This is a genomic window from Streptomyces sp. NPDC026500 (genome assembly GCF_055567635.1).
In genome coordinates this window covers 310,733-328,433 of the sequence record NZ_JBVHQB010000010.1, presented here as the reverse complement: position 1 = coordinate 328,433, position 17,701 = coordinate 310,733, and the positions used below count along the sequence as shown (strand labels likewise).

20 protein-coding genes, 2 tRNA genes and 2 pseudogenes are annotated in these 17,701 nt (G+C 66.1%); 10 read left to right on the top strand and 14 right to left on the bottom strand.

Features of this window, described 5'->3' with window-relative positions:
* Window positions 1–122: 122 nt before the first annotated feature.
* Both ACZ4N5_RS20850 and ACZ4N5_RS20845 read right to left on the bottom strand, forming a co-directional pair.
* Window positions 123–585 (bottom strand): annotated as a pseudogene (locus ACZ4N5_RS20850) (ATP-binding protein).
* Window positions 586–873: 288 nt separating this feature from the next.
* Entirely contained in the window at window positions 874–1,614 is a 741-nt protein-coding gene (locus ACZ4N5_RS20845; protein ID WP_453283489.1) for a GntR family transcriptional regulator, read from the bottom strand.
* A 136-nt stretch (window positions 1,615–1,750) separates the two neighbouring features.
* Here ACZ4N5_RS20845 and ACZ4N5_RS20840 point away from each other — a divergent pair, with 136 nt between their 5' ends.
* The 3 genes from ACZ4N5_RS20840 (at window position 1,751) to ACZ4N5_RS20830 (ending at window position 4,210) form a co-directional block, all read left to right on the top strand.
* Window positions 1,751–2,806 (top strand): DUF1152 domain-containing protein, encoded by a 1,056-nt coding sequence (locus ACZ4N5_RS20840; RefSeq protein ID WP_467758548.1) that lies wholly within the window; start codon window positions 1,751–1,753, stop codon window positions 2,804–2,806.
* A 240-nt stretch (window positions 2,807–3,046) separates the two neighbouring features.
* On the top strand, window positions 3,047–3,331 hold the full coding sequence (locus ACZ4N5_RS20835; protein ID WP_467758536.1) for a hypothetical protein: 285 nt from the start codon (window positions 3,047–3,049) through the stop codon (window positions 3,329–3,331).
* A 456-nt stretch (window positions 3,332–3,787) separates the two neighbouring features.
* Window positions 3,788–4,210 (top strand): hypothetical protein, encoded by a 423-nt coding sequence (locus ACZ4N5_RS20830; protein WP_467758535.1) that lies wholly within the window; start codon window positions 3,788–3,790, stop codon window positions 4,208–4,210.
* A gap of 151 nt (window positions 4,211–4,361) precedes the next feature.
* Here ACZ4N5_RS20830 and ACZ4N5_RS20825 read toward each other — a convergent pair.
* The 4 genes from ACZ4N5_RS20825 to ACZ4N5_RS20810 form a co-directional block, all read right to left on the bottom strand.
* A tRNA-OTHER gene (locus tag ACZ4N5_RS20825) sits at window positions 4,362–4,453 on the bottom strand.
* Between the two features lie 3 nt (window positions 4,454–4,456).
* A complete protein-coding gene (locus ACZ4N5_RS20820; RefSeq protein WP_467758534.1) occupies window positions 4,457–4,786 on the bottom strand; it encodes a hypothetical protein in 330 nt (109 codons plus the stop codon).
* A 457-nt stretch (window positions 4,787–5,243) separates the two neighbouring features.
* On the bottom strand, window positions 5,244–5,756 hold the full coding sequence (locus ACZ4N5_RS20815; RefSeq protein ID WP_467758533.1) for a hypothetical protein: 513 nt from the start codon (window positions 5,754–5,756) through the stop codon (window positions 5,244–5,246).
* A gap of 211 nt (window positions 5,757–5,967) precedes the next feature.
* Window positions 5,968–6,076 (bottom strand) — tRNA-OTHER (locus ACZ4N5_RS20810).
* Window positions 6,077–6,089: 13 nt separating this feature from the next.
* Here ACZ4N5_RS20810 and ACZ4N5_RS20805 point away from each other — a divergent pair.
* Window positions 6,090–6,488, top strand: coding sequence for a hypothetical protein (locus ACZ4N5_RS20805; RefSeq protein ID WP_467758532.1), 399 nt, complete (start codon window positions 6,090–6,092; stop codon window positions 6,486–6,488).
* An 895-nt stretch (window positions 6,489–7,383) separates the two neighbouring features.
* Window positions 7,384–7,779 (top strand): hypothetical protein, encoded by a 396-nt coding sequence (locus tag ACZ4N5_RS20800; RefSeq protein WP_467758531.1) that lies wholly within the window; start codon window positions 7,384–7,386, stop codon window positions 7,777–7,779.
* Between the two features lie 80 nt (window positions 7,780–7,859).
* On the opposite strand, the gene ACZ4N5_RS20795 is transcribed toward ACZ4N5_RS20800, so the two are convergent.
* Together ACZ4N5_RS20795 and ACZ4N5_RS20790 are read right to left on the bottom strand one after the other, a co-directional pair.
* Complete coding sequence (locus tag ACZ4N5_RS20795) at window positions 7,860–8,327, bottom strand: DUF4240 domain-containing protein (RefSeq protein ID WP_467758547.1); 468 nt, start codon at window positions 8,325–8,327, stop codon at window positions 7,860–7,862.
* 167 nt (window positions 8,328–8,494) lie between these two features.
* Window positions 8,495–8,824 carry a hypothetical protein gene (locus tag ACZ4N5_RS20790; protein WP_467758530.1) on the bottom strand — a complete coding sequence of 110 codons (330 nt, stop codon included), beginning with the start codon at window positions 8,822–8,824 and terminating at the stop codon, window positions 8,495–8,497.
* 305 nt (window positions 8,825–9,129) lie between these two features.
* On the opposite strand from ACZ4N5_RS20790, the gene ACZ4N5_RS20785 reads away from it, so the two are divergent.
* Both ACZ4N5_RS20785 and ACZ4N5_RS20780 read left to right on the top strand, forming a co-directional pair.
* Window positions 9,130–9,369 (top strand): Imm32 family immunity protein, encoded by a 240-nt coding sequence (locus ACZ4N5_RS20785; RefSeq protein WP_467758529.1) that lies wholly within the window; start codon window positions 9,130–9,132, stop codon window positions 9,367–9,369.
* Window positions 9,370–9,536: 167 nt separating this feature from the next.
* Entirely contained in the window at window positions 9,537–9,845 is a 309-nt protein-coding gene (locus ACZ4N5_RS20780) for a hypothetical protein (protein WP_467758528.1), read from the top strand.
* 277 nt (window positions 9,846–10,122) lie between these two features.
* Here ACZ4N5_RS20780 and ACZ4N5_RS20775 read toward each other — a convergent pair whose 3' ends face one another.
* Together ACZ4N5_RS20775 and ACZ4N5_RS20770 are read right to left on the bottom strand one after the other, a co-directional pair.
* Entirely contained in the window at window positions 10,123–10,602 is a 480-nt protein-coding gene (locus ACZ4N5_RS20775; RefSeq protein ID WP_467758527.1) for an SMI1/KNR4 family protein, read from the bottom strand.
* Between the two features lie 265 nt (window positions 10,603–10,867).
* On the bottom strand, window positions 10,868–11,353 hold the full coding sequence (locus ACZ4N5_RS20770) for a hypothetical protein (RefSeq protein ID WP_467758526.1): 486 nt from the start codon (window positions 11,351–11,353) through the stop codon (window positions 10,868–10,870).
* Between the two features lie 550 nt (window positions 11,354–11,903).
* Between ACZ4N5_RS20770 and ACZ4N5_RS20765 the strand changes: the two genes are divergently transcribed.
* Window positions 11,904–12,356: a hypothetical protein gene (locus ACZ4N5_RS20765; RefSeq protein WP_467758525.1), complete on the top strand. Its 453-nt coding sequence runs from the start codon at window positions 11,904–11,906 to the stop codon at window positions 12,354–12,356.
* Window positions 12,357–12,531: 175 nt separating this feature from the next.
* A complete protein-coding gene (locus tag ACZ4N5_RS20760) occupies window positions 12,532–13,188 on the top strand; it encodes an excalibur calcium-binding domain-containing protein (protein ID WP_467758524.1) in 657 nt (218 codons plus the stop codon).
* Between the two features lie 397 nt (window positions 13,189–13,585).
* On the opposite strand, the gene ACZ4N5_RS20755 is transcribed toward ACZ4N5_RS20760, so the two are convergent.
* The 3 genes and pseudogenes from ACZ4N5_RS20755 to ACZ4N5_RS20745 all read right to left on the bottom strand — a co-directional run bounded on the left by ACZ4N5_RS20755 (window position 13,586) and on the right by ACZ4N5_RS20745 (window position 15,164).
* A complete protein-coding gene (locus ACZ4N5_RS20755) occupies window positions 13,586–13,969 on the bottom strand; it encodes a hypothetical protein (RefSeq protein WP_467758523.1) in 384 nt (127 codons plus the stop codon).
* A gap of 197 nt (window positions 13,970–14,166) precedes the next feature.
* Window positions 14,167–14,347: pseudogene (locus tag ACZ4N5_RS20750) on the bottom strand (PhzF family phenazine biosynthesis protein); the annotation flags it as partial.
* Window positions 14,328–15,164 (bottom strand): hypothetical protein, encoded by an 837-nt coding sequence (locus ACZ4N5_RS20745; protein ID WP_467758522.1) that lies wholly within the window; start codon window positions 15,162–15,164, stop codon window positions 14,328–14,330. The pseudogene ACZ4N5_RS20750 and the gene ACZ4N5_RS20745, both read right to left, overlap by 20 nt.
* A 290-nt stretch (window positions 15,165–15,454) precedes the next feature.
* On the opposite strand from ACZ4N5_RS20745, the gene ACZ4N5_RS20740 reads away from it, so the two are divergent.
* Window positions 15,455–15,979: a hypothetical protein gene (locus ACZ4N5_RS20740; RefSeq protein ID WP_467758521.1), complete on the top strand. Its 525-nt coding sequence runs from the start codon at window positions 15,455–15,457 to the stop codon at window positions 15,977–15,979.
* 56 nt (window positions 15,980–16,035) lie between these two features.
* Here ACZ4N5_RS20740 and ACZ4N5_RS20735 read toward each other — a convergent pair whose 3' ends face one another.
* Entirely contained in the window at window positions 16,036–17,628 is a 1,593-nt protein-coding gene (locus ACZ4N5_RS20735) for an ISL3 family transposase (protein WP_467758520.1), read from the bottom strand.
* Window positions 17,629–17,701 lie beyond the last annotated feature (73 nt).

The following is a 17,701-nucleotide window of genomic DNA, read 5'->3' as shown; positions in this document are numbered from 1 at the left end:
CTACGCCGACCAGGCAGCGGCCGAACCAGTGAACCTGAAAACATGTCAACCCGCCCTGACCTGCTAGTCAGCCACTCCCGCGCAGCGGGGGAACCTCAAGGCGCCATAGACCGGTATCGACTTCACGGCTTCCAGGCTTGGTCGATCTGGAACCACACGACGGTCCCGCCGAAGCGGCTGGGGCCTTGCCGCCCAGGAGTCCGCCAGCGCGTTCACCAGGCAGAGCCCGCGGCCGTGCGCATCGTTGGCTCTGGGATTTCGGAGCCGGACATCCGCCGGGAAGCCCGGGTTGTGGACGTCGACCCGCAGGGACTCCCCCAGGCGCGACCACTCGACCCGGACCCGCCAGGGCTCTTCGGCCTCCCCGTAAAGGATCGCGTTCGTCACCAGCTCGGAGAGCATCAGTACGCAGTCATCGATCGGGCAGGCCAGGTTGTACGGGGCGGTGAACTTCCGGAACCATCGCCTGGCCCGAGCCACAGACTCGGGCACGGGCACGGGCACGGGCACGGGATAGAGGGTCATACCCCCGATCGGCGTTGGTCCAGCAACCGCAGCTTCGGACTCTTCACGCGCATCCGCCATGAGCGCCACTACTCCCTACCGGTGCCGTCGCAGTCGAGACAGCGCCGCTTGGATGTAGCACGGACGCGAGCATCAGTGGCGGAGAGCGCCAGGGCGGAGCGGGAGCCGACGCGCTTCCACCCTCGCCCCCGGCATCCACGGCAGACCGCTTCCCGCGAGACGTGCCGTAACTCCTCGCACTCCTGGCTCACGTCCGTGCCCCTTCCGGTCAAGTGGCCTTAGCCACTTACTGGATAGTGGCATTAGCCACTCGGAGCCACAAGCGATTCTCAGAGAGAAGGCCGATTTCTAGCTGATCGGGTAGCCCTGCTCGAACGCCCAACGCCCAGGTGGGTACGTGGCCTCGGCGAACTCCAGAGGCCGATCCTGCAGGTCATAGACCACGTGATGGACAATCAGGACGGCTGCTCCGGGCTCAAGTTCAAGGTCAGCAGCCTCATCCTCGGTCGCCAGCCGGGCACACATCCGGTCTTCGGCATAGCTCCCCTGCCGCCCCGTGACGCTCTCGACGTACATGAGGGTCCCTTCCTGAATCCGGTCAGGATCACAGAGCTTGGGCGCCCGCTCGCCGACATCGGCGCCGAACCACGAGGTGGAGATGGTGATGGGGCCCGACTCGTTCTTGGTGACGCGTCGACGATGAACAGCTCGGGTTCCAGCCGCCAGACTCAGCGCCTCGGCCACGTAGTCGGGGGCTTCCAGCCAGCCGGCGGACGTGATGACCGCGTACTCGCCCGGCGTGTAGATCTTGCCGGTCTGCTTGGCGCGACCGTAGAGCTCCCGAGCACGCCGATTCACCGCGAGGCCCCGCACGTAGGTGCCCGACCCCTGACGCTTCTCCACCAAACCTTGGTGACTCAGGGCCTCCAGCGACCGCGCCGCCGTTGGACGTGAAACGCTCCAGTCGGCGGCCAGTTGGCGTTCCGACGGAACCTCGTCGCCAGGCCTCAAGTCGCCTCGCAGAATCTGATCGCGAATGTGGTGTGCGATCTGGAGGTACTTGGGCTGGGTCTCTTCGATCTGCGGCATCGGAGCCCCTCCCTAAGTGGCTATGACCACCAGTAGCCACTATAGGGTGAGTGGCCAGCAGGGGAACCCGTACGCTGCGAGGGTGACCCGCTTGATCGTGGCAGCAGGAGGAGGGGGCGACGCAGTCGCCGCCGCAATGCTCGACGCAGCCCTCTACGGAGGGGGCCACAGTCCGGCGGTGATCCTCACATACGCGTGGGACCGCCTCCTGATCGATCCAGTGCCAGGACCACGAGGGCCGGCGAACTTCACGGGCCTTCTCCCCCTCACGCGAAGCGTCTGGGCCGTCCCGGCCGGCGCGAAGCCCATCGCCCCGGCAGGCTCAACGCTCCCTCGCCTGGCAGCCGAGCTCCCCCACACCTTCGCCCTGATCGACCCCATGCACGGCGCCGAGGGAATCACCCGCCAACTCGAAGAACTCATCGAGCATCTGGCCCCCGAGTCCATCGACCTCCTGGACGTGGGCGGCGACATCCTCGCCAAGGGCGACGAACCCACCCTCCGCAGCCCACTCGGCGACGCCCTCACCCTGGCCGCATGCTGCCAAGTCAACGCGCCTGTGCGGCTCTTGATCGCCGGACCGGGCCTGGACGGAGAACTCCCGGCCGAGCTTCTGGCCGACCGTATGGGCACGACAGCCCTGACGCTCACGGCCGAGCACGTCGAACCGATCAGCTCGGTCCTGGAGTGGCACCCGTCCGAGGCGACAGCGATGCTGGCGGCCACGGCCCGTGGGGTCCGGGGTCTCTGCGAAGTCAGGGACGCCGGCCTGCCGGTCCCCCTCACAGACCAAGGCCCCACCGTCCACCAGGCGGATCTGGACGACGCTCTCAACCGCAACGAGCTGGCACGCGCCATCCTCGCAACGGAGACCCTTGCCGAGGCGGAGCAGCACAGCCGCGAAGTCTGCGGATACTCAGAGATCGACTACGAGCGCAACAAGGCCAATTGGCTCGACAGCCAGCCGGAACAGAAGCTCGACCCGGAAGCCACGCTCCACCAACTCGACCAGTTCGAAGCCCAGGCCCGCGACCACGGCATCACGCACACGACGTTCCGCAGGATCACCGAAGCCCTCGGCCTCAACGGCAAACAGCGCCAGGACCTCAGAGCACTACTGCTCAGCAGCCGACCGGAGCAGTACGCCGCCCCATTGTGGCGCATCCCAGCCGAAGTGCCGAGTCTCAGTTGATGCTTGACGGTTCGGCGTCGGGTGAGGCTTGACATTTGTCCTAGACCTGGTGCGTTACGGTCCTGCCATGCCGGACCGGTTTCCTGAGATCACCTCCGTCGAGGAGTTCATTCGTCTGCGCTTGAGCGAGGATCAAGCGGAGAGAGACCGCTCGGCGTGGGCGGCTATGCCGATGCCGGTCTGGGATGAGTTGGTGCGTGAGCACCCGGACATACGATTCTGGGCCGCCCACAACCGCAGTTGCCCCCCGGAGGTCCTTGCCGAGCTGATCAGGACGACGACTGGCGTGTTCGCAGCAGGGTGGCGAGCCGTCGCAACCGCCCGGCCGAACTGCTGGAGAAACTGGCCACCGATCCCCACGATGCCGTCCGTAACACTGTCGCCACCCATCAGCACTCCGCGCGCAGTGCGGTGCTCCGCCTGACGGACGACCCCTGGGCCGTGATTGCCGAGGCGGCCCGGACTCGCATCGCCAACTGGCCCCAGGCAGCTTCGAATGAGACGGACGCAGCCAAGCCGAGGTAAACGGTGCCAAGCGTCAGGTGAAGCCACACGTCAAGCATCAACCGAGACAGGACAGCATCCCAGCCGAAGTGTCGGATCCCAGCTGATGTCTGAGTAACAACTTTCTCTACGGGTTCAAGCCCCGGCTGCGCTCCGCTCCGCCGGGCGCGCTCCCGGCTCCGCTCCGCGCGACGCTCCTGCCTTCGGCCCGCTCCGCGCGGGCTGCGCCGACGCGCGCCCAGGAGAGGGTGGGCCAGCGGCATGAGGTCAGAATCCGTCGTGGCTGGGGCGGTCGGCTCCACGGCTTTAGGCAGCCACCATGGGGCGAGCCTCGAAGATCATGGCCCCAACGTCATGCTTCAACGGGCAGGTCCACAGACTGCCCGACTCGCCGGAAGCTTAAGGGGCCATGATCACTCGCCCCATGGCAGCTCCCGCCCAAAGCCGCTCCACCGACCGCGCTGTACCGTGCACGCCGTGGATGGAGAGAACGAGTTCGGACCAAGGCCGCTCGGCGCCGACAAGATCAATCGCCTTCGCCAGCTTGCCGCAGCAGTGAAGGCAGATCTGGCCCGATCTGGACTCGCAGTTCGTGACGCCGGGGAGGAACCAGACCGGCAAACGGCACCCGGCGGGCTAGAAGTCGACCTAGACCAGTTCGACGACGAGGTAGGTGGCCTCTGGCTCACCTGGGAGCTCCACCCTGCCGTGCGGCACTCCGTACGCGAGGCCATACAGCAGGGCCGGACCAGCGACGCAGTGATCCAGGCTTCGGCTGACGTACACGAACGGACAGCCGAAGCGATCGTCTGCATGCTCAACGCCCTCGGCTACGAGGCCGAACAGAGCGATGATTCGCACCGTCCCTTCGCGGTCAGGGTCCTAACCGGCCCTTGCTGATCTACAACTGGTCTCAGTGTCTGGAGGTCGCCGGTCGACGTGCCCCTCCCGTGCCCGTTCGGTCGGGAAGCAGTGGGGAGTCGCGGTCACTGGCGGACAACGCTCACGAAAACGACCCCTGACCGAGTTGCCTGGTCAGGGGTCGTCCACCTGCGGTGGGTGTGGGATTTGAACCCACGGTGACTCGCGCCACGACGGTTTTCAAGACCGCTCGCCGGTCACGCTGAGCAAGCCAGAAACCGCTCGTCAGATCGCGCTGGGCATGTATCTCGCTGCTGTGAGGCCAGCCATCATCCGCAGCCTCGCATAGTAGGACCTGCAGTACTCGTCGCCGATCAGGGGCAGGATCTTGTCGAGGCCCGTGATACAAGCCCAGAGGATCGAGACGCCCTCGCCATCGAGTCCGCCCTTGAGCTCCCCTTGAATGAGGCCAGCGACATCCGAATCGAGCAGGATCAGCTCCACGCCTTCAATATCCACACCGCGGAAGCCTGCAGGGAACGGTGCCCGCATGTGCTCCTCATACAGTCGGGGAAGTTGGTCGTCACGGTGTGGTCCGCTCATGTCGGTGATCATTTCCTCCAGGGCGGCTGGTGCGGAAGAGCGCGGGACAGACGGGGACGCGACGAGTGCCCGGTCGGGGTCGAATCATTGCGGTCGGGGACTCCGTGGTTCCAGTGCCTCTGGCGAGCAGTTCGCGACGACGGGCTTCGATGACACGGCGCCCTGACGGCAACGGAGCCGAACGTACGTAGACCTTGGCGGTTGCCGAGGGCCCGCTATGGGCTCCTGTCGTAGCAACGTGGCAGCGCGCCTGCAGCTATGCACGAACTCCTAAAGTGGCGGCCAGCGCAAGCCCTGTACAGCAGGGAAGTACAGCAACCACCGCAACCACCCCCGACCACTGGCAGCCCCAAGCGGCCGTTCGACGTGCCCAGCAGACCTCAGCGACCACCGTGCCCGTAGTTCGCATCGAGAGGGCTGAGGCTCAACCGGCCGCATGATCAAGCTCACGGCGCGAGACTTCTATCTCTCACTTGCTTTTCTTGCAGTGGAGTTGTGCGTCGATCTGCGTTGCGGTCTTCGGGCCGCTGCTCGTCCAGTACTGTCCGGCCTTCAGATCCGCCTTGGTGATCGAGCGCAGGTCGAGGACGTCGTCGCGTCCGTCGCCGGTGGGGTCCGCGTACCCCACATCCAGGTTGCGAGGGACGGCGGACTTCGCGAGGGCCGCCTTGTGGTGCTTGAATCCTTCGCCCGACCAGAGTCTCACGATGCCGGCCCTGGTCGCGGCTGTCGTCGGCTCGGAGGCCCACCACAGCACGACCGGGTTCTCGTGCTTCACGTCGTCGAAGTCGGTGATCTCCACGCGCGGCATGTCGTCCGTGAGGCAAAGGGGGATCTTGATGATGATCGTCTCCCCGTCCATGCGAGCGCCGAACAGGGGAGGGTTCGCCGGGCCCGACGGCATCAGGCCGCACCCGGTCGCAGACAGCGCGAGCGCGGCCAGGAGCACCGACGGGACGACGCGTGAGCGACTCAAAACCATGTGTAACACCCCCTGCAGGCCACCAGTTCGGACTTCCCGCAGGTCGGCAGCGGATCTTATCTCCAGGCAGATGGTCGCCGTCTAGAGACAATCGACAACGTGCCCCTCCCGTGCCCGTTCGGCCGGGAAGCAGCGGGGAGTCACGGTCGCTGGCGGACAGCAGACAAGAGCACGGCCCCCGACCGATTCACCTGGTCAGAGGCCGTTCACCTGCGGCGGGTGTGGGATTTGAACCCACGGTGACATCGCTGCCACGACGGTTTTCAAGACCGTTCACGGGCCCCACAGGGACTCCGGTACCGGCGAGGTACTCTCCCCGCGGAGGGGTGTGTCATGACTGCGTTGATCGTGCTGGCCTGCGGATGCTTGACGACGTTCCTGGGGACGTTGACCTTGAACGGTCGACTGGGAGCGCATCGCAGCGATCCCCGGAAGGCCGGCTGGGGCCTCATCCTGATGGGTTCCGCATGTGTCCTGGAGGGACTGCCAAGACTGGTCGGATGGTCCTATGCGGTGGGCTCGGACCTCGCGGGCGTAGCCATGATTCTCATCGTGCTCGGCGGCGTGCTTCAGTTCCTCGGCGGAACCACGCTACGGGCAACCCGACTCTTGACATCACTAGCTGACACCAACAAGCCCGAACCGCACCGGACAACGGCGAACGTCAGCGGTGTGCCGGCCGAGGAAGAGCAAGGCCCGACCCTTGGCGATGATGACCTGCGACCGACCTGATAAGGATGTAGGCCGAGGGAAAACCCACGCCCAGCCGACGACTCGGGGCTTCAATCGGCCCACGATGCATCGCTGGCTTAACTCGGGCGTTGAGACTCAACTGGCCGCGCCGGTATCTTCCGTAGCAGGTGCTTGCGCAGACGTTGTCTTCAACTGTTCCATACCCCCATGACGCAGCGATCTTTTGTGGGCGGGTTTAAACGCCGCTTCAGCCCGCATCCCACTCAAGTGCCACGAACGACTTGGCAGAAATTTATTAGAGCTAAAACGGATTCCGGCTGGCCACTGCTGGTGCTCAATTTTTTTACATCTGCCCTTTTTGCCGCGATTTTCATATACTCGGCACTCACTGCCCATGTACTCCCGGCCTTCTATTGGTGGTTGAGCGTCGGCTGCCTCCTTGATCTTCTGCAGACTGGACACGTGATGGTGTGTGTCGCCAGAGGTCAGGCGGGACGGCTCGCACCAGAAGCACCCGGGACTTCGCCAGACCGTGGCATGCAGCAGGGCAGGCGCACCCGCCTTGGCGGGTACCGGGGCAAGCACACCTAAGGTCCGCACGCGCCCAGAAGGTGCCGCACAGTAGCGAAGACCGCAGCTGACCGGCAGTAGCCGCTCACGGCCGTCTGACCAGGCGAGCAGACCTTTGCAACCTTCGTGCCCATAGTTCACATCGAGGAGACAGGGCGCGGCCCCCGGCCGTGCCACTCTCGTGCCAGAACGGACGGGGACTCACGGGGAACCGAGGTTCATAGGGGTGAGTTCCGCCGGGCTCCGTCAGGCTAGGGAATCCGCAGGTCACACCCAAGATCGCCCAACCTCGCTCCTAAAGCGGGTGTACGGGAGCGTGTGAGAGACGTCCCGGCATGTGGAGGAGCCATGTCACCATTGGGCGATGCTGACCGAGGAGGACGCGCGCCGACTGGTGCTTGCCAAGATCGACGACGAACGGGGCTGCGTCGAGTACGACCTTCAGATCCTGCGGGTGGAGGCCTTGTCGTTCGGGTGGATCTTCTACTGGGGCGCGGCCTGGGACGGTCAGAGCGGACAGCGCCCACGCTTGGGAGGCAACGGTCCATTCCTGGTGGATCGTGAAAACGAGCGGTTGATCCGTACAGCCACCAGCGTCCCCGTGGCCCGTCAGATCGCCGACTACGAACGCCGACTACGACGCGAAGCTCACGCCCGGAATCTGGCAGCGAAGCAAGCCGTACAGCAGCGCGGTACCGCAACCCCATCGACTGCCCCCGCCCGTTGGCGCCCCTCAGGGCCCTCGGAGCGACCGGAATGACCGTCGTTGACCGAACTGGCTAGAGCTACGGATCAGAAGGCGCCGCGCCCCAGTCGTGCCCGATCAAGCGGTAGTCCATCTCAGCTCTCCAGGTCCGGCCATCCATCCCTGTTGGAGTAGCTCTCGCAGCAGTACCGGGTCAAGCGGTCCCACTCCTTCCCGGTAGCGAGTTCGTACGCCTGATCCGGCACGTACAGCAGCCACTCCCCGTCAAACTGGGTGGAGGTGTACAGGGCGAACTTGTCGACGTCGAAGAAGACGCCTTCCCATACGGCTCGACCTGCGGCGACGACAGCGCAACGGGCGTACAGGAACACGTCGGCAGACTGCGGGAGGGGCTCGCCGTTCCGGTCCGTCATGTCGGCAACCGGAAGCGTCCCGAACTTCTCTTGGTCCAAGCGGTAGAGAGCCTCGGCATGACGTTCCGCGAAGCCGATGATGTCGGGGACGGAACGGCGGCTCAGCTCCTCGGCCAGGCGCAGGCAGCTCGCCTCCGTGGCTTCGCCGTTCAGGGTGGCTATCTGTGCCCAGAAGGCAGCCCATGTCATTGTCACTGGCGCAGGATGCCAGAGCCGTCTGACATCCATGGCTGACATCAACGAGGCCGGACGGCGGGATACGCCAGCGCCCCCGCACGACCGCCAGACCTGGCGACGACGGCACCAGGGGCGGGTGCCGATCGAACTCCGAAAGAGGTGCTCACTCTCTACATCGCTCAGTACCAGGGCGTGAAGCCGGCTGACTGGTCAAGGTGGAACGCGGAACCCGGAGCCGTCGGGGTCCAGCCCTCACGCAAGGCAAGTCGAATGGCCGCAGCCACACCGGACGGCAGTACAGGCTCAGCCTCACGAACGATCCAATTGCTCGAATGCGGCTGGTCGGTGGTGACCACGAGCGTCGTGCCGGGCGTTTCAGCATGCTCGACCGCGAATGTGCACGGCGACCAGGCCAGGCCCTGGTCGTACGTTGGCCTGCCTCGCAGCCGCCAGCGGTAGACCGTGCCGTCGACAACGATCCGTCGTGATCCCTTACGGACCAGCGCCATGACACCCCCTCCAACAGCGAAGATGCTAGCGAACCCAGCCCCGCCGTCCGTCTCAGTTTCCGTCTCGTTCAGCGCCGTTCACGGCCGTTCAGACGAAACCAGCGGCAGTAGCCGCTCAGACGACCGGCCGCACATGAACACAGGCGAACGGCCCCGCACGCGGCCACGGGACGCACCAACACAGTTGGAAAGAGTGCACCTTCGGTGATCGCCGCGGACGGCCCCGGCCTGGATGAGGGGTGGGATGCTTGGGCATGGTCCCTGAACCCCAGATCGCTCCGTCGATGACTACTCACGTCAGTACGGTGACTGATGGAATCACCAGAGTCTTCACGTGGGAGGAAGACGCACGCATCGAGGTACGCGCCCTGGGCGGAGAAATCGTGATCGAGGCCAACGCCGCGGGGCTGAGGACCCTGGCCGGCCACCTGCTCACACTCGCCCAGGACGGCACACCGGATGGCGCCCATCTCCACCTGGAGGAGCACAACGGATTCGAAGAGGGGTCCGCGAGTCTGGTTCTGGAGAGGTGCGACGACGAATGACGCGTGCCAGACGCGTGCCAGGTCGTGCGGGGAACCACGGGGAACAGCGGGCACTGAATCAGCGGCCGCTGGGAACTCCAACACCCTTTAGCTGCAGGTCAGTAAGGCACCAGGCGCCAGAGCACCTCAGCTTCCCAAGCTGAGGTTCTGGCAACTAGCCTCCGCTCATGGTCGACATTCCCCTTCCGCGGGCCTTGATCGCTCTGCAAATCGGTGTGTATGCCGCTCGGTTGAGGGTGGTCGAGCATGTTCGTGCGCACGGGCCGGTGGGTGACTGGAGCCCTGACGCCAATGCTGAAGGTGCGAGACTTCAGCAGGCCAGTGAAGCGGCCGAGCTCGCGCTTCGGAAGGCAATCGAGGAGAGCGGCTTGGAAAGGGAGCACAGCCGGCGCGGGGTTCGTCGGGCGCTCATGGCGGCGGCCGCACCACAGATGTCAGATCGGCCGGGAAACACGACTGTGCCGGACTCGACATGAGTGTCTACTGAGATTCCGGGCGTGATGTCGCCCGACGAAGGCGTGTCTGACCTGGAGGTCTCGTCAACCGTCCGGCGACATGACGCTAAGATCATCAGTAACTGAGTGACAACGGCGACGAACAACGGCGGACGCCCACGGACATTCACGGACCAGCCCAGCAGCTCAGAGCCACGCCACCCCAAGGAACCGCCCCCGCCCAAGTTGCTTCGGGACGAAGAGGTCGCGGGCTGAAACGCTGCCACCCGATAGAGCAGTACCGGTCCGGGGCAGTGGGTCAGTCGATCTGCCTGGCGGGTTGACTCTCCAGCAATGCGTCCAGCTCCAGGGTTCCTGTCACCGTGCCGGCCAGCCATTCCACGAGGGTGATGCCCTGGAGCCAGTGCTCTCCGTCATGGGTGCACCACACGGTGCCCGCGGGGTCGCCGAAGTCGACCAGTGACCAGATGGTGCAGCCCCGGTCGTAGATGAGCACCTGGCCGGCGGGGATCCAGCCGGATGGATCCAAACCGTCCTGGTACAGCTCGGCGATGTCCCGGAAATTGGCCTGTACAGGCCCCCCGCTCACTCCCAGGATTCCCTCGCGCGGGCCGAAGCCGCCGTTGGCGACTTCGAGGTACAGGCGTCGCAGGAGGGGAGGCAGGGGGAACCCGATGATCCGTTCCGCTTCGGCGACAGCCTCCGTTGTCGCGGGCGGCGGCAAGGTACCCGTCCGGGCCACGGGCCTCAACGCCTCGACAACCTCATCGTCAGTCACCGGCTCAGCCTCTCAACCCGGAGCGATGGAGGCCATGCCTTCGAAGGGTGGAGTCAGACGATCACTCGGCGATGTCGGCCGACGCTCGATCGCTGGGCCGTCCCTGGGCCGTGCGAGGGCGCTCGTCAGCGATCGACGGCGACAGCCAGTGACAGGTGAGCTACGAGCAGGGGCGGCGAACGGCCAGGTCAGGCCCCCGTGACCGAACGGGTTTCCCCCGAGGGCTAGCCGTCAGGCAAGATGGGGTGTTTCTCTCCAGCGGGGCTCAGTCCTCACCCACCTGCAACAACACCACGGTGAAGTTGCCGCCGGTGCCCGCAACGACCCCATCGAAGGTATGCCGAGTGACCGGGTCCCATGCCCGTGCCCCCGGCGAGAGGTCGCTGATGTTTGTGTACCAGACGGACTGGTAGCCCAGCAGGCGCACCACACGTTCCGCCGCTCGATGGGCGTGGGGACGGTCTCGGCGTCGTGTACCCGGGAACACAAGGTCATCGGTCGCCAGGTAGGTCAGGAGCTCTACGGCGCGTTCATCGTCAATCGGCGAGAGTGCACCCTCGACCTCCGAGGGCGTGTCGGGGCCCACCGCCCCCTCTACGGCATAGTCCTTCCATACCTGTTCCGCCTTGGCGGCCACTTGGTGGACAACTTCCGGAACGGATCCGCCGGCCTTGTCGACCACGAGGCCGAAGAGCCCTTCTTCCCGCGACAAAGAGCCGATCAGGGCGCGCAGTTCCGAAGCTATGTCCACTGAGCCATCGTTCCACCCGGCCAATGCCGACCATGCCACGGCTGTGCCGCATCGTGTAGGCATGCGGTGAGTGTCTAGCTGCGTGACAACGCCGACGCACAACGGCGGACGAGCACGGACTCCTGCGGACCATCAGCACAGGCGAGCAGCACAACGGCCCAAGGTGGAGGCCCCACCCAAGTTGCTTCGGGACGAAGAAGTCTCGTCACCAAGGAGCGGTGGGAGGGGGGCGGTGCGCTGGCGCCACTGGAGCCCCGAGGCGAACCCGGGGACCTTTCAATTCCCGCCCCCCTTGGCCGCCGTGCCCGTCAATGGGGACATCGAACCGGCCCATCGCCAGAAGCTAACATCCACCACTGACAACGTCTTGGCGTCGGCCAGCGTCACCCGCCCAGTCGTGCCAGAACCGTGCCACAAACGTGCCAGATGCAGGAGTCAGCCACGGTCAACGAGGGTGCCTTACGGTTGAACTGACGATCGCCTCATGAGGTATCGAAGTCGCAGGTCAGGCCGCGCGCCGATCCGGCGCCGAGCGGAGGGCCATCAGAACATGCACGGACGACGAGGAGACGAAACCACCGCCGGGTGGCTGCTGACCTGTAATCCGAAGACCTTTGACCTGGGGGCGTTCCGCCGCTCCGGACACGAGTTGGACTCGTGGCGAGTCTCGCAGTTGTGGGGCGAGCTGGCCGCCGGCGATCCGTTCGTACTCTGGCTCTCCGGGCCGCGCGGGGGCGTGGTGGCCCGCGGTAGTCTCACCGGCCCCGCCCGCTGGGAGGGGAACCCGAACCCCGCGTTCTGGGCCGAGCCGCCCGCGCCTGCCCACTTCGTCCCGCTGACCGTCGAACGCTGGCTGTCCACTCCCCTTCCGGCCCACACTGTACGGGCCGAGCCGACGTTCGCCACCGCGACCATCGTCACCATGCCCGGTGGGCGCAACCCGCACCGGCTATCCGCTACGCAGTGGGACCGCCTCACGAGCATGATCGACGCCATCGGCTGACACGGCCGGCCGAGGCTCCGGCGTCAGCTGTCGCACGGCGAGAATCGCCAGACAGGCCCTGGGACCGTGCCAAGGTAATTCCGGTCCGCCCGGGTGCCCTGTCCACCACGCGTTGCTGTTCCGGGGATGGCGGCGCAGGCTGAAGGGGAGAAGCCTCATGTTGTGAGGTGATGCCATGAGCCGCCTCGTCCATGTGGGAGTCGTGCCGCTGCTAGTAGCCGCAGTGATAGGCATGAGCGGCTGTGGGGACAACGACTCAACCCCGACGCAGAGCCCCGGCTCAGTGACCAAAACCGTCCCTGAGCCGACGACTCCACCACCCGAGTCCACGTCATCGGCGCCCGAGCCAACAACGCCGGCGCCCGTGTCCCCCCGGCCGACGACTCCCCCGACGGTCGCCGACGCGTCGTCCGTCGTCCGCGAGTACTACGCCGCCATCAACGCTCACGACTATCGGCGAGCCTGGGGCCTCGGGGGCAAGAACCTCTCAGACTCCTACACAGCCTTCGTAAACGGGTTCGCCACCACCACCCACGACACAGTTCACATCCTCAGCGCGGACCGCAATACCGTCTCGGTCAGGCTGGAGGCCACGCAGACCGACGGCTCACTGAGGGTCTTCGAAGGCACCTACACGGTTCACAGCGGCACCATCGTCGCGGCTGACGTACGCGAGGTGACCGCGCCGGAGCCGCCACCCAGCGAAGCCTCCCCCTACTACGAGAACTGCGACGAGGCACGAGCTGCGGGCGCCGTGAACATCCATCAGGGCGAGCCTGGCTACGCACCCCATCTCGACCGAGACGGCGACGGAGTTGCCTGCGAAACGTAATCCACCGTGAGCCACAGGATCTCGGCGTCCACAGCACCCAGACGACCGACGGACCAGAACAGCAGATCAATCAGCGCACCAGATCGAGCGAGGAACAGCGAGGAATCACGGTAAAAGCGGCCAGGCACGACGGGACCGCTCACCGGCCGTCCGCCCAGGTCAGCACCCGAATCTGGCCTCAAATGCTCGCAGCTTCCCAAGCTGATGGCTCGCTGTTCGACCCGTAACGACCATCATTACGGAACCGGCCACAGTGCCGATGTGATCCTCTCGCCGTGGCAAGGGAGTCGCTGTCGGAACGAGAGCTCCGTCGATCCGTGGACGACCTTGCCGTAGGTGTCCTCAAGGGCCAGTCTGGCGAACGACAGTTGGCCACCGCGATCGGCGTCGCCGATCGCTACCAGATCCACATCCCGCCGAGGACGGAAGGCCGGCCGCTCTCGTCGACGCCGACGAGGTGGGCCGATTCGGGGCCCCGGCTCGATTCGCCGTCCACCGGGATGACGAAGCGGTGCTCCCCGAAGTGCAGGACGAGGATCTGGTCCGGAACCAGTTCACAACCGTCGACGGTCTTGCCGATGTAGCAGCGCATGGGCTCGAGCGACTCCGGTTCGGGAAAGCGCCACTCACGGCCCCCGTACACCCCGAACGGGTCGCCCAGGGCCCGCAATACCGGTCCGTCGAAGTGCAGCTCGACAAAGTCGCGCACGAAAGACACGGCGCTGACCTCCAAGCCCATGAGCAGCTTGAGCGGGTCGTCCGAGTCGTTCGCGATGTTCACGGGCCCATGTTGCCAGGACCTCCGCCCGCCTGATCACGTGTCCACCCTTCGACTGGTGGCTCCATTCACTTGAAGCAGCAGCGTTTGGACACCGGGTTGGGCAGCACGTAGCGATCTTGAGGGCGATAAAAATTCACGAGAAACGACGTCGTCATATGGTGTCGGCCTGCCGCCCTCGGCCAGCAGGCCATCGAGCAGAGACCCCGCTCGGGGTCGTCGGCGATACCGTCTCGCGGAAGCCGAGCTGGAGGCAAACACCTGGCGCTCCTCCGGGTCCGGTAGTACAGAGCCGCCCCAGACGACGCCGAGTTCGGTGCCGCATCCGCCCTTTGGCGCGCAGAGGCACAGCACGACGTGGTCAGTCGCGGGGACGTTCAAACACGGGAGTGGCGTTCGCGTCGTACGCCAGGGTGGAGATCACGTCGGCGTAGCCCCGCTCCAGCACCTGCCGTTCACGTGCAGTGTGCGGGCCCGCGGGGCGCTCGGCCAGTCGCGCCACTTGTTCCTCGTGCGCCTCGGTGATCTTCTCGGCGGTCGCCCGCCAGTCGGCGTCGTCCGGTACGCGGACCAGTTCCACGCAGGCCGGTTGCATGCCCTCAGCCAGAGCGGCAGCAGCCCGGTCATGACCGTCGAGGAGCAACCACCCGTCCAGAAAGGACACCCACCACAGCAGGACCGGGGCGAGGGTGCCCTCCCGGGCGTGCTTGCGGTACGCCTTCACGCGCGAGGCGTCCGGTGCCGGCAGCGGACGCAGCGGCAAGACACCGTGCCAGCCACCCCCGCAGAGCAGTTCAAGGGTGGCGTCCGGCCAGTCCTGAACGAGGTCACAATCCCAGATACCCGGAGCGAAAGTGGAGCGCGGGGTCAGCAGCCAGCGCCCGTAGTGCAGTGGGCCCAGTCCCGTCTCCTCCAGCCACAGCGCGTATCGGTGCGGCCAGTCGGCCCCGGCCCGCATCGCCGCGGCGGTCAGAGGCGGCAGTGGGGAGCGGTGGCCGGGCAGGCGGCGCAGGTGGAGGTCGCGGCAGCAGCCGTCGCCCTCCGATCGGACCTGGATCAGCGGCCGTTCACCCTGCCGGAGGATCCACTTGCGGTCCGTAACCCGCTCGAAGCGCAGTAGGGGCGGGCCTGACAGGCCGTCCGGTACGGCCAGGACGACACCGCCTCCCGGTAGAGGTTCCCTCGTTGCCCTGGCCATGGGATCAGTGTCAGCACGAGGGGCCCCTTCCCGGCAAGGGATTACTCCGACGCCGTGCGCCGAAACCTGCTGGCAGAAGGCCTCGGGGAGTGCGCTTCACCAGGAGCAACCCGATGGCGCCCTGGCAAGGAGCCCGGTGCTGTCAAAACTCGGCTCTGGCACAGATCTTGGGGTGCGGTCGCGGAGCGTCACCGGGGCAACCGCATGGGTTGGGTCATCCCGTGGGCGGTTTGCCGGGACAGTCGAAATTGCCGGGCACTCTCGCGAGCCGTGCTGGCATCGTATGAATCATGGCAGCGATAGACGACACATCCGAACCCGACAGCCCTGTCCGCAGCGCTTATCCGCCCCTGGTGGAGACAGCGTGGCTGTATCAGGCGGATCACGTGTGTCCGGAAGACCTGCCGATGACCGCTGCCCAGGCACTCGCAATGGGAATGGACACGCCGACCCTGTGTGAGCTCGCCGGTCTGCCGCGTCATGCGGACCCCCGGGACATCCGTGACACATTCGAGCAGGCTCTTGAAGAATTGGGGATCACTCTGCCCGATCACCACGTGGCCCGACGATACGCACTGCGCAGGCTGGCCGCGCGATTCAGCGCCGGGGAGGTGGATCTTGCCGAGTTGGCATCGGACGAGTGGTCGGAGATGGAGGTCGAGACCGCCGAGGAGCAGGCATTCGTGGCGCTACTCCCGCCATGCGCGTGCTGCATCGAGTACACGCTGGGACTCGACGAGGCGGCATGGAAAGCGCAACTGCAGATCGCGGCCTGTGCCTTGGTCTCACATCCCAGTGTCGGGCCGCGCTTCTGACGAGTGAGGTCAGAAGGCGTTTCTGGCGAAACATCTGGGGTCGCGATCGCGGAGAGTCACTGAAGCAGGATCATTTTGCGGAGTAGTTCGAATCCGGCTCGGCCGTAGAGCTGCCGCTTGATCTTCTTGATGCGGTTGACGGCACCCTCAATGCCGCCGGAGTTCCAGTCGAGGGTGAGCCCGGCTGTCACGGCGTCGAGGTCTCGGAGCAGGTGGAGTGCGAAGCCGGTGAGACCGGGTAGCTGGCTGGCGTCGACGGCGTCGATCCAGGTGGGGAGCGTGGAGCCGAGGCGGTCGGTGAACATCTCGCCGAAGTCGCGGACATGTTCGCCGGCCTTGTCCAGCTCGGGGCAGCGCGCCAGGACCTCCTTCAGGCCAGCGCGGTCTTCCTCGGTCAGGGTCGCGGGGTGCCGGGTGATCCAGCCGGTCACCTGCCGCACCGTCGGCGGCCGGGGCGGCGCCCCGGATGGAGCCCCGCGCAATGTGGCGATGTGCGCGCGGACCATGCCGTAGGTGACAGGAGCTTGCTCGGCTATCAGCTCGCCGTGAAGTCGGGTGACGCTGGTGCATCCCTCGGCAAATCGCCGTTCCAAGTAGGGCTTGTAGGGGCCCAGTCTGCTGGGCCGGGGCTGGTTCTCGCGGATGGTGTCCTGCCAGCGGGCGGCGCTCGCATATCGAAGCACGGTGTTGAGGCCCCAGCTCAGGTGCCGGGCGATCGCCCGGCGCGAGTGGCCTTGGGCAAGCAGTTCGTGGACCAGGGCGTGCGCTGCCTTCTTCCGTTCGGCCCGCCGACCGACGGGCTCCGAGTCGTCCTGCGACCGGCCGGGAGCTGGGCGGGTGTCCTGGGGTGGCATGCCGTTGGGCGACGGGTTGCGCAGGCAGTCGCGGTGGGCGGCGACGCACGTCTCCACGGCTCGGCCGAGGCCCTGCCACAGGTGGAACCGGTCGGCGACCTGCAGAGCGTCGGGGGCGCCGCGCCGGGCGCCCTCGGCGTATGCGCCCGCCCGATCACGGCAGATGATCTCCACGCCGGGATGGCGGATCAGCCAGGCGGCCAGTGGCCCGGCTTCACGTGTCGGGAGCACATCGACCACTTGATGGTCTTCGACGCTGGTCAAGACGGTGGAGTAGGTCTGGCCGCGGCGGATCGCGAAGTCGTCTACGCCCAGCACCCGCGGCGTGCTGAACTGCGGATCAGGCAATGCCATGACCCTGCGTAACAAGGTCATCCTTCCGGCGCCGAAGCCCAGCTGGGCCGCCAGCCGGGCGCCGGCCCGCCCCGCCAAGGCGAGCCCCACTCGCTCCAGGGCGTGGTTGAGCCGCGTGGTGAACCGTGCGTACGGGGCGGTCAGCTGGGAGAACGGTTCGGCGAACGTTCGGCGTGGGCAGTCCGCCGACCCGCAGATGAAGCGTCGGACCGTCAGCCGGATCGCCAGGCCCTGCTCAGCGAGTGGAAGATCCTTCAGCCTGCGCTGGTAACGGTCGTGGACTCGGTCTGAGAAGCAGCCGCAGTCCGGACATGCCGCCCCGGCCGCGCGGCCTTTCGCCACCACCTCGACCGTGCCCAACGCGGCCGTGACCGCCTCGACATCCACCTCGTCGATTCCACCGAACACCAGCGAGTGCCAGAACGGTGCATCGGTCTGCATGACCAGCACCATCACCGTCCACAACCGACCGCAGCAGCTGTCGACAGACACCTGAGGGAGCGTCAATTCTGAC

Coding starts and splice junctions, on each gene's coding strand:
- ACZ4N5_RS20845 (WP_453283489.1), bottom strand. CDS start 1,614: ATGCCGCAGATCGAAGAGACCCAGCCCAAGTACCTCCAGATCGCACAC.
- ACZ4N5_RS20840 (WP_467758548.1), top strand. CDS start 1,751: ATGCTCGACGCAGCCCTCTACGGAGGGGGCCACAGTCCGGCGGTGATC.
- ACZ4N5_RS20820 (WP_467758534.1), bottom strand. CDS start 4,786: ATGATCACCGACATGAGCGGACCACACCGTGACGACCAACTTCCCCGA.
- ACZ4N5_RS20815 (WP_467758533.1), bottom strand. CDS start 5,756: ATGGTTTTGAGTCGCTCACGCGTCGTCCCGTCGGTGCTCCTGGCCGCG.
- ACZ4N5_RS20805 (WP_467758532.1), top strand. CDS start 6,090: ATGACTGCGTTGATCGTGCTGGCCTGCGGATGCTTGACGACGTTCCTG.
- ACZ4N5_RS20800 (WP_467758531.1), top strand. CDS start 7,384: ATGCTGACCGAGGAGGACGCGCGCCGACTGGTGCTTGCCAAGATCGAC.
- ACZ4N5_RS20795 (WP_467758547.1), bottom strand. CDS start 8,327: ATGACATGGGCTGCCTTCTGGGCACAGATAGCCACCCTGAACGGCGAA.
- ACZ4N5_RS20790 (WP_467758530.1), bottom strand. CDS start 8,824: ATGGCGCTGGTCCGTAAGGGATCACGACGGATCGTTGTCGACGGCACG.
- ACZ4N5_RS20780 (WP_467758528.1), top strand. CDS start 9,537: ATGGTCGACATTCCCCTTCCGCGGGCCTTGATCGCTCTGCAAATCGGT.
- ACZ4N5_RS20765 (WP_467758525.1), top strand. CDS start 11,904: ATGCACGGACGACGAGGAGACGAAACCACCGCCGGGTGGCTGCTGACC.
- ACZ4N5_RS20760 (WP_467758524.1), top strand. CDS start 12,532: ATGAGCCGCCTCGTCCATGTGGGAGTCGTGCCGCTGCTAGTAGCCGCA.
- ACZ4N5_RS20745 (WP_467758522.1), bottom strand. CDS start 15,164: ATGGCCAGGGCAACGAGGGAACCTCTACCGGGAGGCGGTGTCGTCCTG.
- ACZ4N5_RS20740 (WP_467758521.1), top strand. CDS start 15,455: ATGGCAGCGATAGACGACACATCCGAACCCGACAGCCCTGTCCGCAGC.
- ACZ4N5_RS20735 (WP_467758520.1), bottom strand. CDS start 17,628: ATGCAGACCGATGCACCGTTCTGGCACTCGCTGGTGTTCGGTGGAATC.